This is a genomic window from Sphingomonas insulae (assembly GCF_010450875.1).
Classification (GTDB): domain Bacteria; phylum Pseudomonadota; class Alphaproteobacteria; order Sphingomonadales; family Sphingomonadaceae; genus Sphingomonas; species Sphingomonas insulae.
The window spans coordinates 1,721,608-1,736,849 of the sequence record NZ_CP048422.1; the positions used below are offsets into that span (position 1 = coordinate 1,721,608).

At 67.6% G+C, this 15,242-nt stretch carries 16 protein-coding genes and 1 tRNA gene; 12 read left to right on the top strand and 5 right to left on the bottom strand.

What is annotated here, in order from left to right; translation table 11 throughout:
* The first annotated feature begins 27 nt into the window (after positions 1-27).
* The 7 genes from GTH33_RS09720 (at position 28) to GTH33_RS09750 (ending at position 6,235) form a co-directional block, all read left to right on the top strand.
* Entirely contained in the window at positions 28-1,080 is a 1,053-nt protein-coding gene (locus GTH33_RS09720; RefSeq protein ID WP_163958231.1) for a Glu/Leu/Phe/Val dehydrogenase family protein, read from the top strand.
* A gap of 400 nt (positions 1,081-1,480) precedes the next feature.
* Positions 1,481-2,221: a heme ABC transporter permease CcmC gene (gene ccmC, locus GTH33_RS09725; RefSeq protein WP_208404051.1), complete on the top strand. Its 741-nt coding sequence runs from the start codon at positions 1,481-1,483 to the stop codon at positions 2,219-2,221.
* 97 nt (positions 2,222-2,318) lie between these two features.
* Positions 2,319-2,768, top strand: coding sequence for a cytochrome c maturation protein CcmE (ccmE, locus tag GTH33_RS09730; RefSeq protein WP_163958232.1), 450 nt, complete (start codon positions 2,319-2,321; stop codon positions 2,766-2,768).
* Entirely contained in the window at positions 2,765-4,681 is a 1,917-nt protein-coding gene (locus GTH33_RS09735; protein ID WP_163958233.1) for a heme lyase CcmF/NrfE family subunit, read from the top strand. Before ccmE ends, GTH33_RS09735 begins: the two co-directional genes overlap by 4 nt.
* The gene (locus GTH33_RS09740) at positions 4,678-5,205 is read left to right on the top strand and encodes a redoxin family protein (protein ID WP_163958234.1); all 528 of its coding nucleotides are present in this window, start codon (positions 4,678-4,680) and stop codon (positions 5,203-5,205) included. The genes GTH33_RS09735 and GTH33_RS09740 overlap by 4 nt, the downstream gene beginning before the upstream one ends.
* Positions 5,202-5,609: a cytochrome c-type biogenesis protein gene (locus GTH33_RS09745; protein ID WP_163958235.1), complete on the top strand. Its 408-nt coding sequence runs from the start codon at positions 5,202-5,204 to the stop codon at positions 5,607-5,609. The genes GTH33_RS09740 and GTH33_RS09745 overlap by 4 nt, the downstream gene beginning before the upstream one ends.
* Positions 5,609-6,235, top strand: coding sequence for a tetratricopeptide repeat protein (locus GTH33_RS09750; RefSeq protein ID WP_163958236.1), 627 nt, complete (start codon positions 5,609-5,611; stop codon positions 6,233-6,235). Before GTH33_RS09745 ends, GTH33_RS09750 begins: the two co-directional genes overlap by 1 nt.
* A gap of 107 nt (positions 6,236-6,342) precedes the next feature.
* On the opposite strand, the gene GTH33_RS09755 is transcribed toward GTH33_RS09750, so the two are convergent.
* Together GTH33_RS09755 and ald are read right to left on the bottom strand one after the other, a co-directional pair.
* Positions 6,343-6,561 carry a DUF3072 domain-containing protein gene (locus tag GTH33_RS09755; protein WP_163958237.1) on the bottom strand — a complete coding sequence of 73 codons (219 nt, stop codon included), beginning with the start codon at positions 6,559-6,561 and terminating at the stop codon, positions 6,343-6,345.
* A 58-nt stretch (positions 6,562-6,619) separates the two neighbouring features.
* The gene (gene ald, locus GTH33_RS09760) at positions 6,620-7,726 is read right to left on the bottom strand and encodes an alanine dehydrogenase (protein WP_163958238.1); all 1,107 of its coding nucleotides are present in this window, start codon (positions 7,724-7,726) and stop codon (positions 6,620-6,622) included.
* Positions 7,727-7,845: 119 nt separating this feature from the next.
* Here ald and GTH33_RS09765 point away from each other — a divergent pair, with 119 nt between their 5' ends.
* The 5 genes from GTH33_RS09765 to GTH33_RS09785 all read left to right on the top strand — a co-directional run bounded on the left by GTH33_RS09765 (position 7,846) and on the right by GTH33_RS09785 (position 11,372).
* Positions 7,846-8,292 (top strand): Lrp/AsnC family transcriptional regulator, encoded by a 447-nt coding sequence (locus tag GTH33_RS09765; RefSeq protein ID WP_425543044.1) that lies wholly within the window; start codon positions 7,846-7,848, stop codon positions 8,290-8,292.
* A gap of 122 nt (positions 8,293-8,414) precedes the next feature.
* Entirely contained in the window at positions 8,415-10,337 is a 1,923-nt protein-coding gene (locus tag GTH33_RS09770; RefSeq protein ID WP_163958239.1) for a potassium transporter Kup, read from the top strand.
* On the top strand, positions 10,334-10,852 hold the full coding sequence (locus tag GTH33_RS09775; protein WP_163958240.1) for a 2'-5' RNA ligase family protein: 519 nt from the start codon (positions 10,334-10,336) through the stop codon (positions 10,850-10,852). Before GTH33_RS09770 ends, GTH33_RS09775 begins: the two co-directional genes overlap by 4 nt.
* Positions 10,853-10,896: 44 nt before the next feature.
* Positions 10,897-10,973: transfer RNA gene (locus GTH33_RS09780), tRNA-Met, on the top strand.
* Positions 10,974-11,066: 93 nt separating this feature from the next.
* Complete coding sequence (locus GTH33_RS09785) at positions 11,067-11,372, top strand: hypothetical protein (RefSeq protein ID WP_243848285.1); 306 nt, start codon at positions 11,067-11,069, stop codon at positions 11,370-11,372.
* A gap of 185 nt (positions 11,373-11,557) precedes the next feature.
* On the opposite strand, the gene fdhD is transcribed toward GTH33_RS09785, so the two are convergent.
* Genes fdhD through GTH33_RS09800 form a run of 3 tightly spaced genes read right to left on the bottom strand, consistent with a single transcriptional unit; the run spans position 11,558 to position 15,068 of the window.
* On the bottom strand, positions 11,558-12,346 hold the full coding sequence (gene fdhD, locus GTH33_RS09790; RefSeq protein WP_163958241.1) for a formate dehydrogenase accessory sulfurtransferase FdhD: 789 nt from the start codon (positions 12,344-12,346) through the stop codon (positions 11,558-11,560).
* Positions 12,343-12,936 carry a molybdenum cofactor guanylyltransferase gene (gene mobA, locus GTH33_RS09795; RefSeq protein ID WP_163958242.1) on the bottom strand — a complete coding sequence of 198 codons (594 nt, stop codon included), beginning with the start codon at positions 12,934-12,936 and terminating at the stop codon, positions 12,343-12,345. Before mobA ends, fdhD begins: the two co-directional genes overlap by 4 nt.
* Positions 12,843-15,068, bottom strand: coding sequence for an FdhF/YdeP family oxidoreductase (locus tag GTH33_RS09800; protein WP_208404076.1), 2,226 nt, complete (start codon positions 15,066-15,068; stop codon positions 12,843-12,845). Before GTH33_RS09800 ends, mobA begins: the two co-directional genes overlap by 94 nt.
* Positions 15,069-15,242 lie beyond the last annotated feature (174 nt).

Consider the following 15,242-nt stretch of genomic DNA (forward strand, 5'->3'; position numbering starts at 1 on the left):
GCAATATTCAGCCAAGCGGAGCAGGCCATGACCTCGGTGTGGGATCTTCCCGATTTCGACAGCCATGAAGGCGTCCATACCTTCACCGACCGGCAATCGGGCCTGCGCGCGATCATCGCGGTCCATTCCACCCACCTCGGCCCGGCGGCCGGCGGCGCGCGCTTCTGGCATTATGCGTCCGGCGATCAGGCGGTGACCGACGCGCTGCGCCTGTCGCGCGGCATGAGCTTCAAGAACGCGATGGCCGGGCTGGCGCTTGGCGGCGGCAAGGGCGTCATCCTTGCCGACCAGCCCGGCGCGGTGATCGGCGAGGATCGGCTGAAGGCATTCGGCCGTGCCGTCGAATCGCTCGGCGGCCAATACGTCACCGCCGAGGATGTCGGCATGTCCGAAGCGCGGATGAAGGTGATTGCGGGCGAGACGAAATACGTCAGCGGCCTGCCGGTCGAAAGCGGCGCCGCCGGCGGCGATCCCGGCCCGTACACCGCGCACGGCGTCTATCTCGGCGTCAAGGCGGCGGCGAAGCGTGGTCTTGGTACCGACGACATGCAGGGCGTGCACGTCGCCATCCAGGGCGTCGGCTCGGTCGGTGGCGGCCTTGCCCGGCTGTTGGCCAGGGACGGCGCCCGCCTCACCCTCGCCGACGTCGATGCCGACCGCGCCCGGGCGCTGGCCGCGGAGCTTGGCGCCGACACCGTCGCCGCGGGCGCGATCCTCGGCGTCGAGGCGGATATCTTCAGCCCCAACGCCCTGGGCGCGATCCTGACCGAGGCGACGATCCCGACGCTGGTCGCCAGGGTCGTCGCGGGTGGTGCCAACAACCAGCTGGCGACGCGCGAGGATTACGATCGTCTCCACGATCGCGGCATCCTCTATGCGCCCGATTACGTTATCAACGCCGGTGGCATCATCAACGTCGGCCTCGAATATCTCGGTCAGGGCGACGAGGCCGAGGTCATGGCGCGCATCGCCAAGATTCCCGCCCGCCTCGACGAGGTGTGGGACGAGAGCGAGCGTACCGGTCGCCCCGCCGCCGAAGTCGCCGACACGATCGCGCAACGCCTCATCGGCCGCGGCTGACCGAAAGGGGGGCGGGGCAGGGCGGCAGGTCCCATTCTGCGCCGCCCCGTTCCGGCGCCCCGCTTCGTGCCGGAATGCACCGTAAGAGCGGGAGACGCAGCGCATCCGGCGATGCCGCAGGGCAAGCTCGCGATACCTGTTGGACGATAACGCGGGAAACGCTTTGTAACGACAGGTAATTCCGGTCCCCCTGTCCTACATGCCGTTCTCGCGCTAGGCCCGGCGAAGGATCACCCACCGCTCGGTCCCGGCGCGGATCATCGCCGAAACGGAAACGGTCACCCCCGCGAGTTTCCGTACGAGTGCCCATGTTGTTCATGTTGTCCAGCTTCGCCGGGCGCGACCCGCGATACGATGGCCCGCCGGATACTAACGGGTGACGTCGCCTGCAAAGCTTCGTATGGCGGGACCAGCCGTGCCGACCTTTCATGCCCTCGCCAACCCTGCGCGTTTCCTCAAGCTCGCCCGTCCGTTGACGCCGGCGCTGCTGGTCGCCGGGTGGCTGCTGCTGGCGGTCGGCTGCTGGGCCGGACTGACGCAGACGCCGCCCGACTATCTGCAGGGCGAAAGCGTCCGCATCCTCTACATCCACGTCCCCGCCGCCTGGCTGGGCATGGGCGGGTGGAGCGGCCTGGCGATCAGCAGCATCGCCTTCCTCGTCTGGCGGCATCCGCTCAGCCACCTCGCCGCGCGCGCCATCGCGCTGCCCGGCGCGGTATTCGCCGCGGTCTGCCTCGTCACCGGCTCGATCTGGGGCCGGCCGACCTGGGGGACGTGGTGGCAATGGGACGGCCGGCTGACTTCGATGCTGCTGCTGTTCTTCGTCTATTGCGGCTATATGGCGCTCGCGCGGGCCGATGCGGAACGCGGTGGCGACGGTCGTATCCCGGCGCTCTACGGCATCGCCGGTACCGCTTTGCTGCCGATCATCCGCTATTCGGTGATCTGGTGGAACACGCTGCATCAGGGGCCTTCGATCGGCCTGACCCGGTCCAGCATCGCCGGCAGCATCCTGTGGCCGCTGGGCTTCACCATGGCCGGCTTCACCCTGATCTTTGCCGCGATCGTGCTGATGCGCATGCGCACCGCGATCGCCCGTACCAAGGCGGAGGCGCGGATGCGCCGGATGGCGCGCGTATGAACGCCTGGCCGTTCATCGGCGCCGCCTATGCGATCACCATCGGCGCCGCCGCCGCGCTGACCGCGCTCAGCTATGTCGCGATGCGGCGCGCCGAGAAATGACGGCGCCCGGGTGGCAGGCCAAGCACCAGCGGCTGACGCTGGCGCTGCTCGGGGTGGCCGCATTGGTCGCCGCGGCGCTGCTCGCCATGTCGGCGCTGAAGGATCAGGCCTCGTTCTTCTACGCCCCCTCCGACGTGCGGAAACAGGGCCTGCCGCTCGACCGCGCCGTCCGCTTGGGCGGCATGGTGCAGGCCGGCTCGATCCGCCGCGCCCCCGATGGCGTCACCGTCCACTTCGTCGTCGGCGACGGCATCGCCACCACACCGGTCACCTTCGCCGGGATCACCCCCGACCTGTTCCGCGAACGATCGGGCGTGGTCGCGGAAGGGCGATTCAACCGCGACGGCAGCTTCACCGCGACCAACCTGCTCGCGAAGCACGACGAAAAGTACATGCCGCCCGAACTGGCGGGCAAGATGCACGAAACCAAGACGCTGGAACCATGATCGCCGAAGCCGGCCTTGCCGCCTTGTGGTTCGCCGCCGCGCTCGCCGCGCTGCAACTGGCGTTGGCGGCACTCGGCCTTGCCCGCGGCCAGCCGCAACCGATCGCGGCGGTGCGGCCGGTGGCGATCGTCCAGGGCGCGCTGGCGGTCGCGGCGATGGCGGCGCTGATCGCGCTGTTCCTCGCCAGCGACATGTCGGTGAAGCTGGTGGTCGAGAACAGCCATGCGGCCAAGCCGTGGATCTACAAGTTCGCCGGCGCCTGGGGCAATCACGAAGGGTCGATGCTGCTCTGGGTGACGATCCTCGGCCTTGCCGGGGGGGCAGTCGCGATCTGCGAACGCCGGCTGCCCGAACGCACGCTGATCGCCACCCTGGGCGCGCAGGCGGGTATCGCGCTCGGCTTCTACGCCTTCCTCCTCTTCGCATCGAACCCGTTTGCCCGGTTGAACCCGGCACCCGCCAACGGCCTCGGTCTCAACCCGTTGCTGCAGGATCCCGGCCTGGCATTCCATCCGCCCACGCTCTACATCGGCTACGTCGGCATCTCGGTGGCCTTTTCCTTCGCGGTCGGCGCGCTGGTGACGCGCGACGTCGGCCCCGCCTTCGCCCGCGCCATGCGCCCCTGGGTGCTGGGGGCGTGGATATTCCTGACGCTCGGCATCACCGCCGGCAGCTATTGGGCCTATTACGAACTGGGCTGGGGCGGCTGGTGGTTCTGGGACCCGGTCGAGAACGCCTCTCTGATGCCGTGGCTGGCGGCGACCGCGCTGCTGCATTCGGTCACCGTGCTCGCCACGCGGGACGGTCTGCGCGCCTGGACGGTGATGTTGGCGGTCGTCGCCTTCTCGATGTCGATGATCGGCACCTTCCTCGTCCGCTCCGGCATCCTCACCAGCGTGCACGCCTTCGCCGTCGATCCCGAACGCGGCGCCTTCATCCTCGTGTTGCTTGCGTTGTACATCGGCGGCGCGCTCGCGCTGTTCGCCGCCCGCATCGGCACCGTCCGCGCCGGCACGACCTTCTCGTTCGTCAGCCGCGAGGGCGGGCTGGTCATCAACAACCTGCTGCTGTCCGTCATCCTCGGCATCGTCCTGATCGGCACGCTCTACCCGCTCATCGCGGCGAGCTTCGGCGTGCAACTGTCGGTCGGGCCGCCGTTCTTCAACAAGGCGGCGGGGCCGATCGCGCTGGCGCTGGTGGTGGCGATGGCGATCGGGCCGCTGCTGCGCTGGCGCCGCGACGATGCCTCGGCATTGCTCGACCGGCTGATCTGGCCGATCGCCGCGGCCGGGTTCGTTGGCGCGGCGCTGGTCGTGCTGGCACCGCCCGGCATCCTGCCGCTGTTCGGCATCGCCCTCGCCGCCGGGCTGGCGGTGGCAAGCGTGCTGCCGCTGGTCGGCCGCAACCTGCTGCGCACGCCCCTGTTCACCTGGGGCATGGTCGTCGCGCACCTCGGCATCGCGGTCAGCCTCGCCGGCATGGCGTGCGACAGCGCCTACACCGCCGAGACGCTGGTCGCCGCCACCGTCGGCCAGCCCGTCCGCGTCGGCCCCTATGTGGTAAAGCTGGACGGCATCAAGCCGGTCGTCGGCCAGAACTGGTCGGCGCTGGAGGCGCGGCTCAGCGCCACGCGCGACGGCGACACCATCGTGCTGCGCCCGCAGTCGCGCTATTTTTCCGATCCCGTCACCACGACCAGCGAAAGCGCCATCGCCACCCAATGGGATGGCCAGCTCTATACGGTGCTCGGCCAGGCGGACGGGCAGGGGCGCTGGCAGCTGCGACTGTGGTGGAAGCCATTCGTGACGCTGATCTGGCTGGGCGGCGTCCTGATCGCGCTCGGCGGCGCGCTGTCGCTGGTCGGTCGCTGGCGCCGCGAACGCCGCACTGCGGTGCGGGAGGGCTGTGCATGAGGCGCTGGCTGATCTGGACGCCGTTCGTGGCGTTCGCCCTGCTCTTCGCGATCGTCGCTGGCGGCCTGTTCAAGCCCGCCGACCGCGTCGTCCGCTCCGCGCTGGTCGGCAAGCCGCTGCCCGACTTCGCGCTGCCGGCCATCGCCGCGGACAAGCCCGGCCTGTCCGCCGCCGCGTTTCGCAACGGCCAGCCGCGCCTGCTCAACATCTTTGCCAGCTGGTGCATTCCCTGTGCCGCCGAATCGCCGCAGCTGCTCCGGCTGAAGGCGATGGGCGTTCCCATCGACGCCATCGCCATCCGCGACACCGCACCCGCCCTGCGCGACTTCCTCCGCCGCAACGGCGACCCCTACGACCGGATCGGCGATGACCGGCAAAGCGCGGTGCAGCTCGCACTCGGTTCGTCGGGCGTGCCCGAAAGCTTCGTCGTCGACGGCCGCGGACGCATCGTGTTGCAGCACGTCGGCGACATCCGTGCCGACGACGTGGCGACCATTGCCGCCGCGATCCGGGACGCGCGATGAAACGGGCGCTGTTCCTCGCCATGCTCGTCGCCGCCGCCCCTGCGACGGCCGATCCGTCGACGCCGCCGGCCGCGCTCGCCTATACCCAATTGCGCGACCCGGCGCAGGAGGCGCAGGCCCGCGATCTGATGGCAACGCTGCGCTGTGTGGTCTGCCAGGGCCAATCGATCGCCGATAGCGACGCCAGCATGGCCGGCGACATGCGCGCGCTGGTCCGCAGCCGCATCGCCGCGGGCGAAAAGCCCGATGCGATCCGGGCCTGGCTGGTCGAACGCTATGGCGATTACGTCACCTACGATCCGCCGTTCGGCGCTGCGACCTGGCCGCTGTGGCTCGCGCCGATCGCGTTGCTGGTGGTCGGCGCGCTGATCGCCCGGTCCAGCTTCCGGCGCCGGGCGCGCTGATGGGCTGGTTGATCCTGATCCTGATCGCGGTGGAAATCGCCGCCGCTTTGATCCTGCTGCGGGTGAACCGCGTCCTGCGGTCGATGGTCGGTGCGGCGCTGATGCTCGGCGCGGCGGGGTATGCCTGGCAAGGCTCGCCGATGTTGCCGGCAAGTGGCGCGCGGCCCGATGCGATACGCCTGGCGGACGATCCCGCGCTGGTCGATCTGCGCGAACGGATGCTGGGGCGGTTCACGGCCGACGCCGCCTATCTGACTGCCTCGGATGCGATGGCGCGGGCCGGTGACCAGCGTTCGGCCGTCCGCGCGATCCTCGGCGGTCTGAACCGCTATCCGCGCAGCGTCATGTTGTGGACCGCGCTGGGTACCGCGCTCGCCGCGCACGACGGCAATCAGCCATCGCCGCCGGCGGTGTTCGCCTTCGATCAGGCGATCCGGGTCGCGCCGCTGCACCCGGCGCCGCACTTCTTCCTGGGTCTGGCTCGGGTCCGGGCCAACGATTATGCCGCCGCGCGGGCGGAATGGGCCAGGGCGCTGGCGCTGTCGCCCAGGGGAGCATCCTACCGCCGCGATATCGCGGTTCGCCTGATGCTCATCGATCGCCTGCTCGCCGAACAGGGCCGCTGAAGGGCGGTTCGATCTCGTCATCAGGATCGGGAGTGACTGCCCCCTCGTCCTCTTCCGCGGGAAGAGAGGAGGGGGAAGAGAATAATAGGGCTGGCTGGAACGCTACCTCACTGGCCCCTGCCGGTCTTCTCCTGCAGGGCATCGATCCGCTTCGACGCATCGGCCTTGGTCAGGGTATCGTCGAACGGCTCGCCGGCTTCCTCGCTCAGCGTCTTCAGATAGCTCGCCTGCGCACCGGTCATCGCCTCGTCGCCGGTCGTCCAGTCGTCCGGGTTCTTCTCGGCGTTGGACGTCGGGTGGGTCTTCGGGTTTTCGGGTTCGGACATGGTTGAAGCCTTCCTTGGTTCGAAGGCTTCAACCATCGTGTTCCGTATCCGTTCCGGATCAGCCCTGCCACGCCTCATAGGGCAGCGACAGATCGTCGGCGACCGCCTTGAACGCGATCTTGCCCTTGTAGACGTTGAGGCCGTTGGCGAGGTGCGGATCGGCCTGCATCGCCGCTTCCGCGCCCAGGTTGGCGAGCTTCAGGGCGAACGGCAGCGTCGCGTTGTTCAGCGCGAATGCCGACGTGCGCGCGACCGCACCCGGCATGTTGGCGACGCAATAATGGATCACGCCGTCCACCTCGAACACCGGGTCCTCGTGCGTCGTGGCGTGGCTGGTTTCGAAACAGCCCCCCTGGTCGATCGCAATATCGACCAGCACCGCGCCCCGCTTCATCGTCTTGACCATCTCGCGCGTCACCAGCTTCGGCGCCGCCGCTCCCGGCACCAGCACCGCGCCGATGACCAGATGCGCGTTCTTCACCGCCGCGGCGATCGCCGCCTTGCTGGCATAGGCGGTCTTGATCTGGCTGGAAAAGAACATGTCGAGTTCCGCCAGCCGATCGTTCGAGATGTCGTAGATGGTGACGTCGGCGCGCATGCCGACCGCCATCTGCGCCGCGTTGACGCCCGACACGCCGCCGCCGAGGATCGCGACCTTCGCCGGCGCCACGCCCGGTACGCCGCCCAGCAGCACGCCGCGGCCACCCTGTTCCTTCTCCAGGTAATGCGCGCCGACCTGCACCGACATGCGGCCCGCGACCTCGCTCATCGGCTTCAGCAGCGGCAGGCCGCCGCGCGTCGCTGTGACCGTCTCATAGGCGATGCAGGTCGCGCCCGACTTCATCAGTCCCTCCGCCTGCGGCTTGTCCGCGGCGAGGTGGAGATAGGTGAACAGCACGTGGCGCGGTTCCAGCAGGGCGATCTCGCTCGCCTGCGGCTCCTTGACCTTCACGATCATGTCGGCGGCGGCGAACACCGCGGCGGGATCGGGCAGGATCGTCGCACCGGCGTCGATATAGTCCTGGTCCTCGAAATCGATGCCGCTACCGGCCTTGGTCTCGACGACGACCTCATGGCCAGCTGCGACCAGTTCGGCGACCGACGGCGGGGTCAGGCCGACGCGATATTCGTGATTCTTGATTTCCTTGGGAACGCCGATGCGCATCTCATTCTCCTCTTCCAACGCCCGCAATACAGGAGGATGCGCTGGAGAAGGTCGCAATCTGATCCGGTCGCGGTCGCCTTGGCGGGATATTTTTGCACGTTTGTTCGGTATGACGCTGCATGATGCTCGACAGTCTCGACCGCAAGATCCTCGCCCAGCTGCTCGCCAATTCCGACCTCACCAGCGCCGAACTGGGCGAGGCGGTCGGCCTGTCGCCCAGTGCCGCGCATCGCCGCGTCGGTGCGCTCAAGGATCGCGGCCTCATCGCCGGCTTCCGCGCGGTGCTCAGCAAGGCGGCGCGCGGCAACCCCAGCGTCGTGCTGGTCAACGTCACGCTCCGCGACCAGCGCGAGGAGACCATGGCGGCGTTCGAGCGCGACATCGTCGAGATACCCGAGGTACGCGACTGTTTCCTGATGAGCGGCGAGGCGGATTATATGCTGCACGTCGAGGTCCGCCGCGACGACACGTTCGAACGGATCCACCGCGAAACGCTGTCCCGCCTGCCCGGCGTCACCCGCCTCGCATCGCATTTCGTGATTCGCGAGGTCTTCCGCCGTCCCTAGCGGGTACGGATCGACGGCGGGGGCGTTGCTCCCTTCGTTCAGCCCATGCTAAGGCGCGACGTTATGGAACAGGTTGGGAACAGCACCGGTCTTCGCATGATGTCGGATCGGTCGAGCCACTCGTGAGCGCTCCCGTACCGGCCGCGCTTCCCGCCGCACGCAGCGAGGGCGAGGATCACGGCCATCACGCCGATGGCATGATCAAGCTGGCGGTGGGGGCGATCGGCATCGTCTTCGGCGATATCGGCACCAGCCCGCTCTACGCCTTTCGGGAAACCTTCGCCGGCCATCACCAGCTGGCGCTCGATCCGTTGCACATCATGGGTGTGCTCAGCCTGATGTTCTGGTCGATGATGATCGTCGTCACGATCAAATACGTCGCCATCATCATGCGCGCCGACAACAAGGGCGAGGGCGGCAGCCTCGCACTGCTGGCGCTGGTGTCCGGGCGGACGAAGAGCAGGCGGTGGTCGACCGGCATCATTCTGCTCGGCGTGTTCGCGACCTCGCTGTTCTACGGCGATTCGATGATCACCCCCGCTGTCACCGTGCTCAGCGCCGTCGAGGGCCTCGCCGTCGCGGCACCGGCGTTCGGCGGATTGGTCCTGCCGATCGTGATCGCCATCCTGATCGCCCTGTTCTGGGTGCAGAAGAGCGGCACCGCGCGGATCGGGCTGGTATTCGGGCCGATCATGCTGGTCTATTTTGCGGTGATCGCCGTGCTCGGCCTCATCAGCGTCGTCCAGACGCCCGAGGTGCTCTGGGCCTTCTCGCCGCACCATGCCGTCGAATTCTTCCTGCTCGATCCGGTCCGCGCCTTTCTGGCGCTGGGGTCGGTGGTGCTGGCGGTGACCGGGGCCGAGGCGCTGTATGCCGACATGGGGCATTTCGGCCGCAAGCCCATCGGCCTGTCGTGGTTGGTGTTCGTCCTCCCCGCGCTCATGTGCAACTATCTGGGGCAGGGCGCATTGCTGTTCCGCGAGGGGCAGGAGGCGCTGCGCAGCCCGTTCTACATGCTGGCGCCGGACAGCCTGCAGTTGCCGCTGGTGATCCTGGCGACGATGGCCGCGATCATCGCCAGCCAGGCGGTGATCTCCGGCGCGTTTTCGGTGACGCAACAGGCGATCCAGCTCGGGTTCATGCCGCGCCTGCGCATCGAACATACCAGTGCCGCGACCGCCGGCCAGATCTACATCCCGCTCGTCAACTGGATGCTGATGGTGATGGTGATCCTGCTGGTGCTGTTCTTCCGCACCTCGTCGAACCTTACCTCGGCGTACGGCATCGCGGTGACCGGGGCGATGTTCATCGACACCTGCCTGCTCGGCGTCGCGCTCACCCGATTGTGGAACTGGCCGCTCTATGCCGCCGCGCCGCTGCTGGCGGTGTTCTTCCTCGTGGACGGTGCCTATTTCTCCGCGAACCTCACCAAGGTGCCGGACGGCGGCTGGTTCCCGCTGATGGTCGGCTTCATCGTCTTCACCTTCCTGACCACTTGGTCGAAGGGGCGCAAGCTGATGATGGAGCGGCTGCACGAGGCGGCGATGCCGATCAAGGTGTTCATCACCTCCGCCGCCAATTCCGCCAGCCGCGTGCCGGGGACGGCGGTGTTCATGACCTCGTCGGCCGACGGCGTGCCGCACGCGCTGCTCCACAACCTCAAGCACAATAAGGTGCTGCACGAGCGCGTCATCCTGCTGACCGTCAAGATCGTCGCACAGCCCTATTGGCCGGAGGCGGAGCGGGCGATGAACGACGCGATGGGCGAGGGCTTCTACCGCCTCGTCCTGCGCTACGGCTTTATGGAAGAGGTCGACGTGCCGGCGGCGTTGAAGCGGGTCCACGAATGCGGCGCCGACTTCAAGATGATGGACACCAGCTTCTTCCTGTCCCGGCAGACGCTGCTCCCCTCCGAACGGCCGGGCATGATGCTATGGCGCGAAAAGCTGTTCGCCTGGATGCTGCGCAACGCCGAAAGCGCGATGGAATTCTTTCGCCTGCCCACCAACCGCGTCGTCGAACTCGGCAGTCAGGTCGAGATTTGAGCGCCGGTTCGCCTCCCGCGCCGATCATCGTCACCGCGCTGTTCGGCCGCCGCGACCAGGGGTGGTTCGATGCGCAACGTGCCGCGCACTTCCCGCCCGAACGCAACCAGCTGGCGGCACACCTGACGTTGTTCCACCATTTGCCCCCGTCGGCGGAAGCCGAACTAAAGCATCGCCTGTCCGAACAGACCCGTGGCCAGCGGGCGCCGCAGGCACGGGTGGGCGGCCTCATGTCGCTTGGCCGCGGCGTCGCCTATCGCATCGAATCGCCGGAACTGGTCGCGATCCGCCGCGACCTTGCCGAGGCATTCACCGGTCTGCTGACGCCGCAGGATGCCGGCGGCTGGCGCCCGCACGTGACCATCCAGAACAAGGTGCAGCCGAACATCGCCAAGCTGCTGCTCACCGCGCTGACCCGCGAATTCAAACCGCAGGACGTGGAAATCGTGGGTCTCGCGACATGGTGGTATCGCGGCGGACCGTGGGAGGCACTTTCGCGGCACATGTTCGCTTGACGGACGCGCCATCGCCCACTTATAGGCGCGCCCTCACACGGCGGGGCGGAGTAGCTCAGCTGGTTAGAGCACGGGAATCATAATCCTGGGGTCGGGGGTTCAAGTCCCTCCTCCGCTACCAATCCGGTAGTGCCGCCGTCGTGATCGCAACGTCCCGAACGAACGATTTGTAAACCGTTCCCGTGCGACAAGCCGCGCTCGTTTCGCTCGAGGCATGATGGTGCCGTATCACTTCCCCAACGATCGTCGGCGCATAGAGCGGCGCGTTGCGCCGTCGTCGGCGGCCTATGCAGGTCCGGAACGGCGGTTGGCGCAGCGGCGCGCGACCGAGGTGAAGCTGGTCTGCCCACCCGAACCGATGCACCGCGGCGTGCTGTGGACCGCCGTCGTCATGACGGTCATTCTGGCCGACAGCGTGTTTCTGGACGGGGGATACCGGCACATGCTGATCGGCTGGTTCGCCGATCGGGCCGCCGGGATACGGGAATGGTCGGCCCATCTGTGGGACTGGGGCCACTAGAGCGGTTTTCGACCAGATTGAACCACCGTCATCGCCCTGCGGGCGATCGCTGGCGCGGCGGGGCGCTTTCGATCCGGGGCAGCGTTGCTCGTCGGTCGCGATGCTTTGGCATCGCTTCCTCCTCGCGCCTCGCCCCGGACCGAAATCGCCGCCGTGCCGGTGATCCAGCCTGATCGAAAACCGCTTTAGCCGAACAGCTGCCAGGGATCGTTCAGCACCAGCATGGCATCCGCACGCGCCAGCGCGATCAACGTCAGCCCATGATCGCGGGCATGTTCGATCGCCAGGCTGGTCGGCGCCGAAATACCGACCAGCAGCGGCGTTCCCGATACCAGCGCCTTGTCGACCATCTCGAAACTGATCCGCGATGTGACCAGCGTGAACGCGGCCGGCGCGGTCGTCGCCTGATGCCCGATCAGCTTGTCGAGCGCATTGTGCCGGCCGACGTCTTCGAACGCCGCGACGATCCCGCCCGCAGCCGATGCGGCGGCGGCGGCGTGGACGGCCCCGGTCGCCACGTTCAACCGCTGGTGATCGCGCAGGCTGCCGAGCGCTGCGAATATGGCGCCGGCAGTGACCGCGGGGCGGGGCGGGCGACGGGTGACCGGCCGGACCAGCTGCTCCAGGCTGGCGATACCGCACAGGCCGCAGCTCGTGTCGCTGGTGCGATGACGGACGCGATCCTGGATACGGCCGCGACAATGGTCGGCGAGCGTGATGCGCACGATCCACCCCGCCGGTGCCGCAAAGGCGTCGACGTCGACCACGTCGGCCGGCGTGTCCGCCAGCCGTTCGGTCAACATGAAGCCCAGCGCGAACACCTCCAGATCCGCCGGGGTCATCATCATCACCGCATAGCCCAGGCCATCGACCTCGATCGCGACCGGCGCTTCGATGGCGATCGCACGGGTGCCGGCGTCCGCGGTGCCATCGGGGCGGAGGATGAGGGTCGGCTCGCAGCGGGACGCCGTCATAACGCCATCAGATCGTCCGGCGTGTTGACGTTGGCCAGCGGCTCGGGAGCCGCGATGGGCAGCGCGCCGATCTGGCGCGCCCAGCCTTGCACCGATCGCCGGTCGCACGCCGCGATGTGCGCCAGCAACTGCGACGACAGGGACGCCGGCCAATGGCCAAGGACCGGCGCATCGTTGCAATAGCTCGGCGGTCGCCTCAGCAATGCCGCCAGCAGGTCGTCGGGCAGGCGCGGCATGTCGCATCCGACGGTGAGCACGCTGGCGTAACCCGTGCGGGCTGCATGGTCGAGCGCGCCGGCGATGCCGCCCAGCGGGCCGAGGCCGGGTGCGGGCAGGTCGGCTATGCCGCCGGCCCGCCCGACGACGACCACCTCGTCGACATAGGTGCTCACCATGCCCCGCACGTGCGCCAGCAACGCCCTCCCGTTCAGGAGGGCGGCCGCCTTGTCGCTGCCGAAGCGGCTGGAGCGCCCGCCCGCGAGGATCGCACCGAGGATCAGGCTGCCTTCTCCAGCCGCACCGGTACCGATTTGCCCGCCGGCACGTGGCTCTGCTCGGCCTTGTGCGTCACCGGGATGAGCACGTTGCATTCCGGATAATAGCCGCCGATGCAGCCGCGCGGAATGTCATAGGGGACGACCAGCAACCGGGGGACGCGCCGGTCGCCGTTCGACCCCGCATCACCGACCATATCGACATAATCATGCTCGGCGACGCCCATCTCCGCCATGTCGGCGCGGTTCATCAGCACGACGTCGCGCGTGCCTTTGATCCCGCGGAACCGGTCGTGATAGCCATAGACCGTGGTGTTGAACTGATCGTTCGATCGCAGGGTCATCAGCCGGAACCGCCCCGGCGCCTCGTCGAAGCCCGTGGCGTTCAGGGCGGTCGGCACGTTGAATTCGGCACGACCGCTTTCGGTCAGCCATTGGCGATGCGCCGCTGGCACCCCCTTCCAGAAGCCGCCCGGCGTCCACATCCGTTCGTTGAACCGGTCGAACTTGTCGGGATAGGTCGCCTCGATCGCGTCGCGCACCAGCCCGTAGTCACCGACCCAGCCATCCCAGTCGACCTTCGGATTGGGCGCCAGCGTCGCCTTGGCGATACCCGCGACGATCGCGGGTTCCGACAGCAAAGTGTCCGCCGCCGGGGTCGCCCGGCCGCGCGATCCATAGATGCGGCTGAAGCTGTCCTCCATCGTCACCGCCTGCGCGCCGCCCGCCTGTTCGTCCGTCTCGATCCGGCCGAGGCAGGGGAGCAGGTAACAGGTCTTGCCGGGCAGCAGGTGAGTCCGGTTGAGCTTGGTCGCGATGCTGACCGTGAGGTCGAGCTGTTGCCACGCGGGCTCGATCGTCGCGGTATCGGGCACCGCGCGCGCCAGATTGCCGCCGAGGCCCAGGAAAGCCTGCGCGGTGCCGTCGATGATATGTTCGCACGCCGCGACGGTATCCCAGCCCTTTTCCCGCGGCGGTTCGAAGTCGTACAATTCCTTCAGTCGATCGAGCGGCGCCAGTTCGGGCTTTTCCGTGATGCCGACCGTGCGCTGGCCCTGCACGTTGCTATGCCCCCGGACCGGGCCGAAACCGGCACCCGGCTTGCCGACGTTGCCGCGCAGCAGCATCAGGTTCACCAGCGTGTGCAGGTTGTCGATGCCGTGGACGTGCTGCGTCAGGCCCATGCCATAGACGCAGATCACCCGCTCGGACCGTGCATAGACCGCACCGGCGGCTTCCAGATCCTGACGCGTCAGCCCGCTCTCGTGCTCGATCGTCGCCCAGTCGGTGGCGCGGGCCTTTGCCGCGAATGCCTCGAACCCCGTCGTATGTTCGGCGATGAAGGCATGGTCGAGGATCGTGGGCGCATTGATGCGCCGGCACTGGTCGTCGGCCTCGATGACGTATTTGCAGATGCCCATCAGCGCGGCGATGTCACCCCCCGCCTTCACCTGATGGTATTGGCTCGCGATCGGCGTCGATTTGCCGGTCACCATCTCGATCGGGTTCTGCGGATCGGTGAACCGTTCGAGGCCACGTTCCTTCAACGGGTTGAAGACGACGATCTCCACCCCGCGCTTGGCGCAGGCGCGCAAGGGGTGGAGGAAGCGGGGACTGTTCACCCCGGGGTTCTGGCCGAAGTAGAAGATGGCGTCGCAGGTGTCGTAATCGGACAGGTGGATGGTGCCGACCGGCGATCCGATCGCCGATTTCAGCCCGACCGACGTCGTCTCATGGCACATGTTCGACGAATCCGGCAGGTTCTGGCTGCCGTACATGCGCGTCATCAGCGCCCACATGTAACTGGTTTCCAGGCTGGCACGACCCGATGCGTAGAAGATGACCTTGGTCGGATCAAACCCCTTCAGCCGGCTGCCGATGTCCGTGAACGCCTCCGCCCAGCTGACGGCGACGTATCGATCGGTCGCCGTGTCGTATTTCATCGGGTGGGTCAGCCGCCCGGCCTGTTCGAGGTCATAGTCCTTCCAGCCGCGCAGTTCGCTGACGGTGTGCGAGGCAAAGAATTCCGGGGTGGTGCGATAGGTCGTCAGTTCCCACGCGGTCGCCTTGGCACCGTTTTCGCAGAATTCGGCGATATGCGGATGCGCGGGCTTCCCCCATGCGCAGGACACGCACATGAAACCGCCGGGCTTGTTCTGCCGCGTCAACTCGCGCGCGGTTTCCGGGCGGACCTTTTCACGCAGGTTGATCTCGGCGACCGATTTCATCGATCCCCAGCCTCCTGACGGACCGGTATAGGGCTTGGTATCGATCGGCTCTTCGCTCACTGGGTTACCTTCCGCTGCGGTTATGGAAACGCGTGCAGGACGGGTTGGATGCACGCATTTCATGCCGGCGATGTGGCGAACTGTCACCGCCATCGGTGCGGAACGCAACTAAAA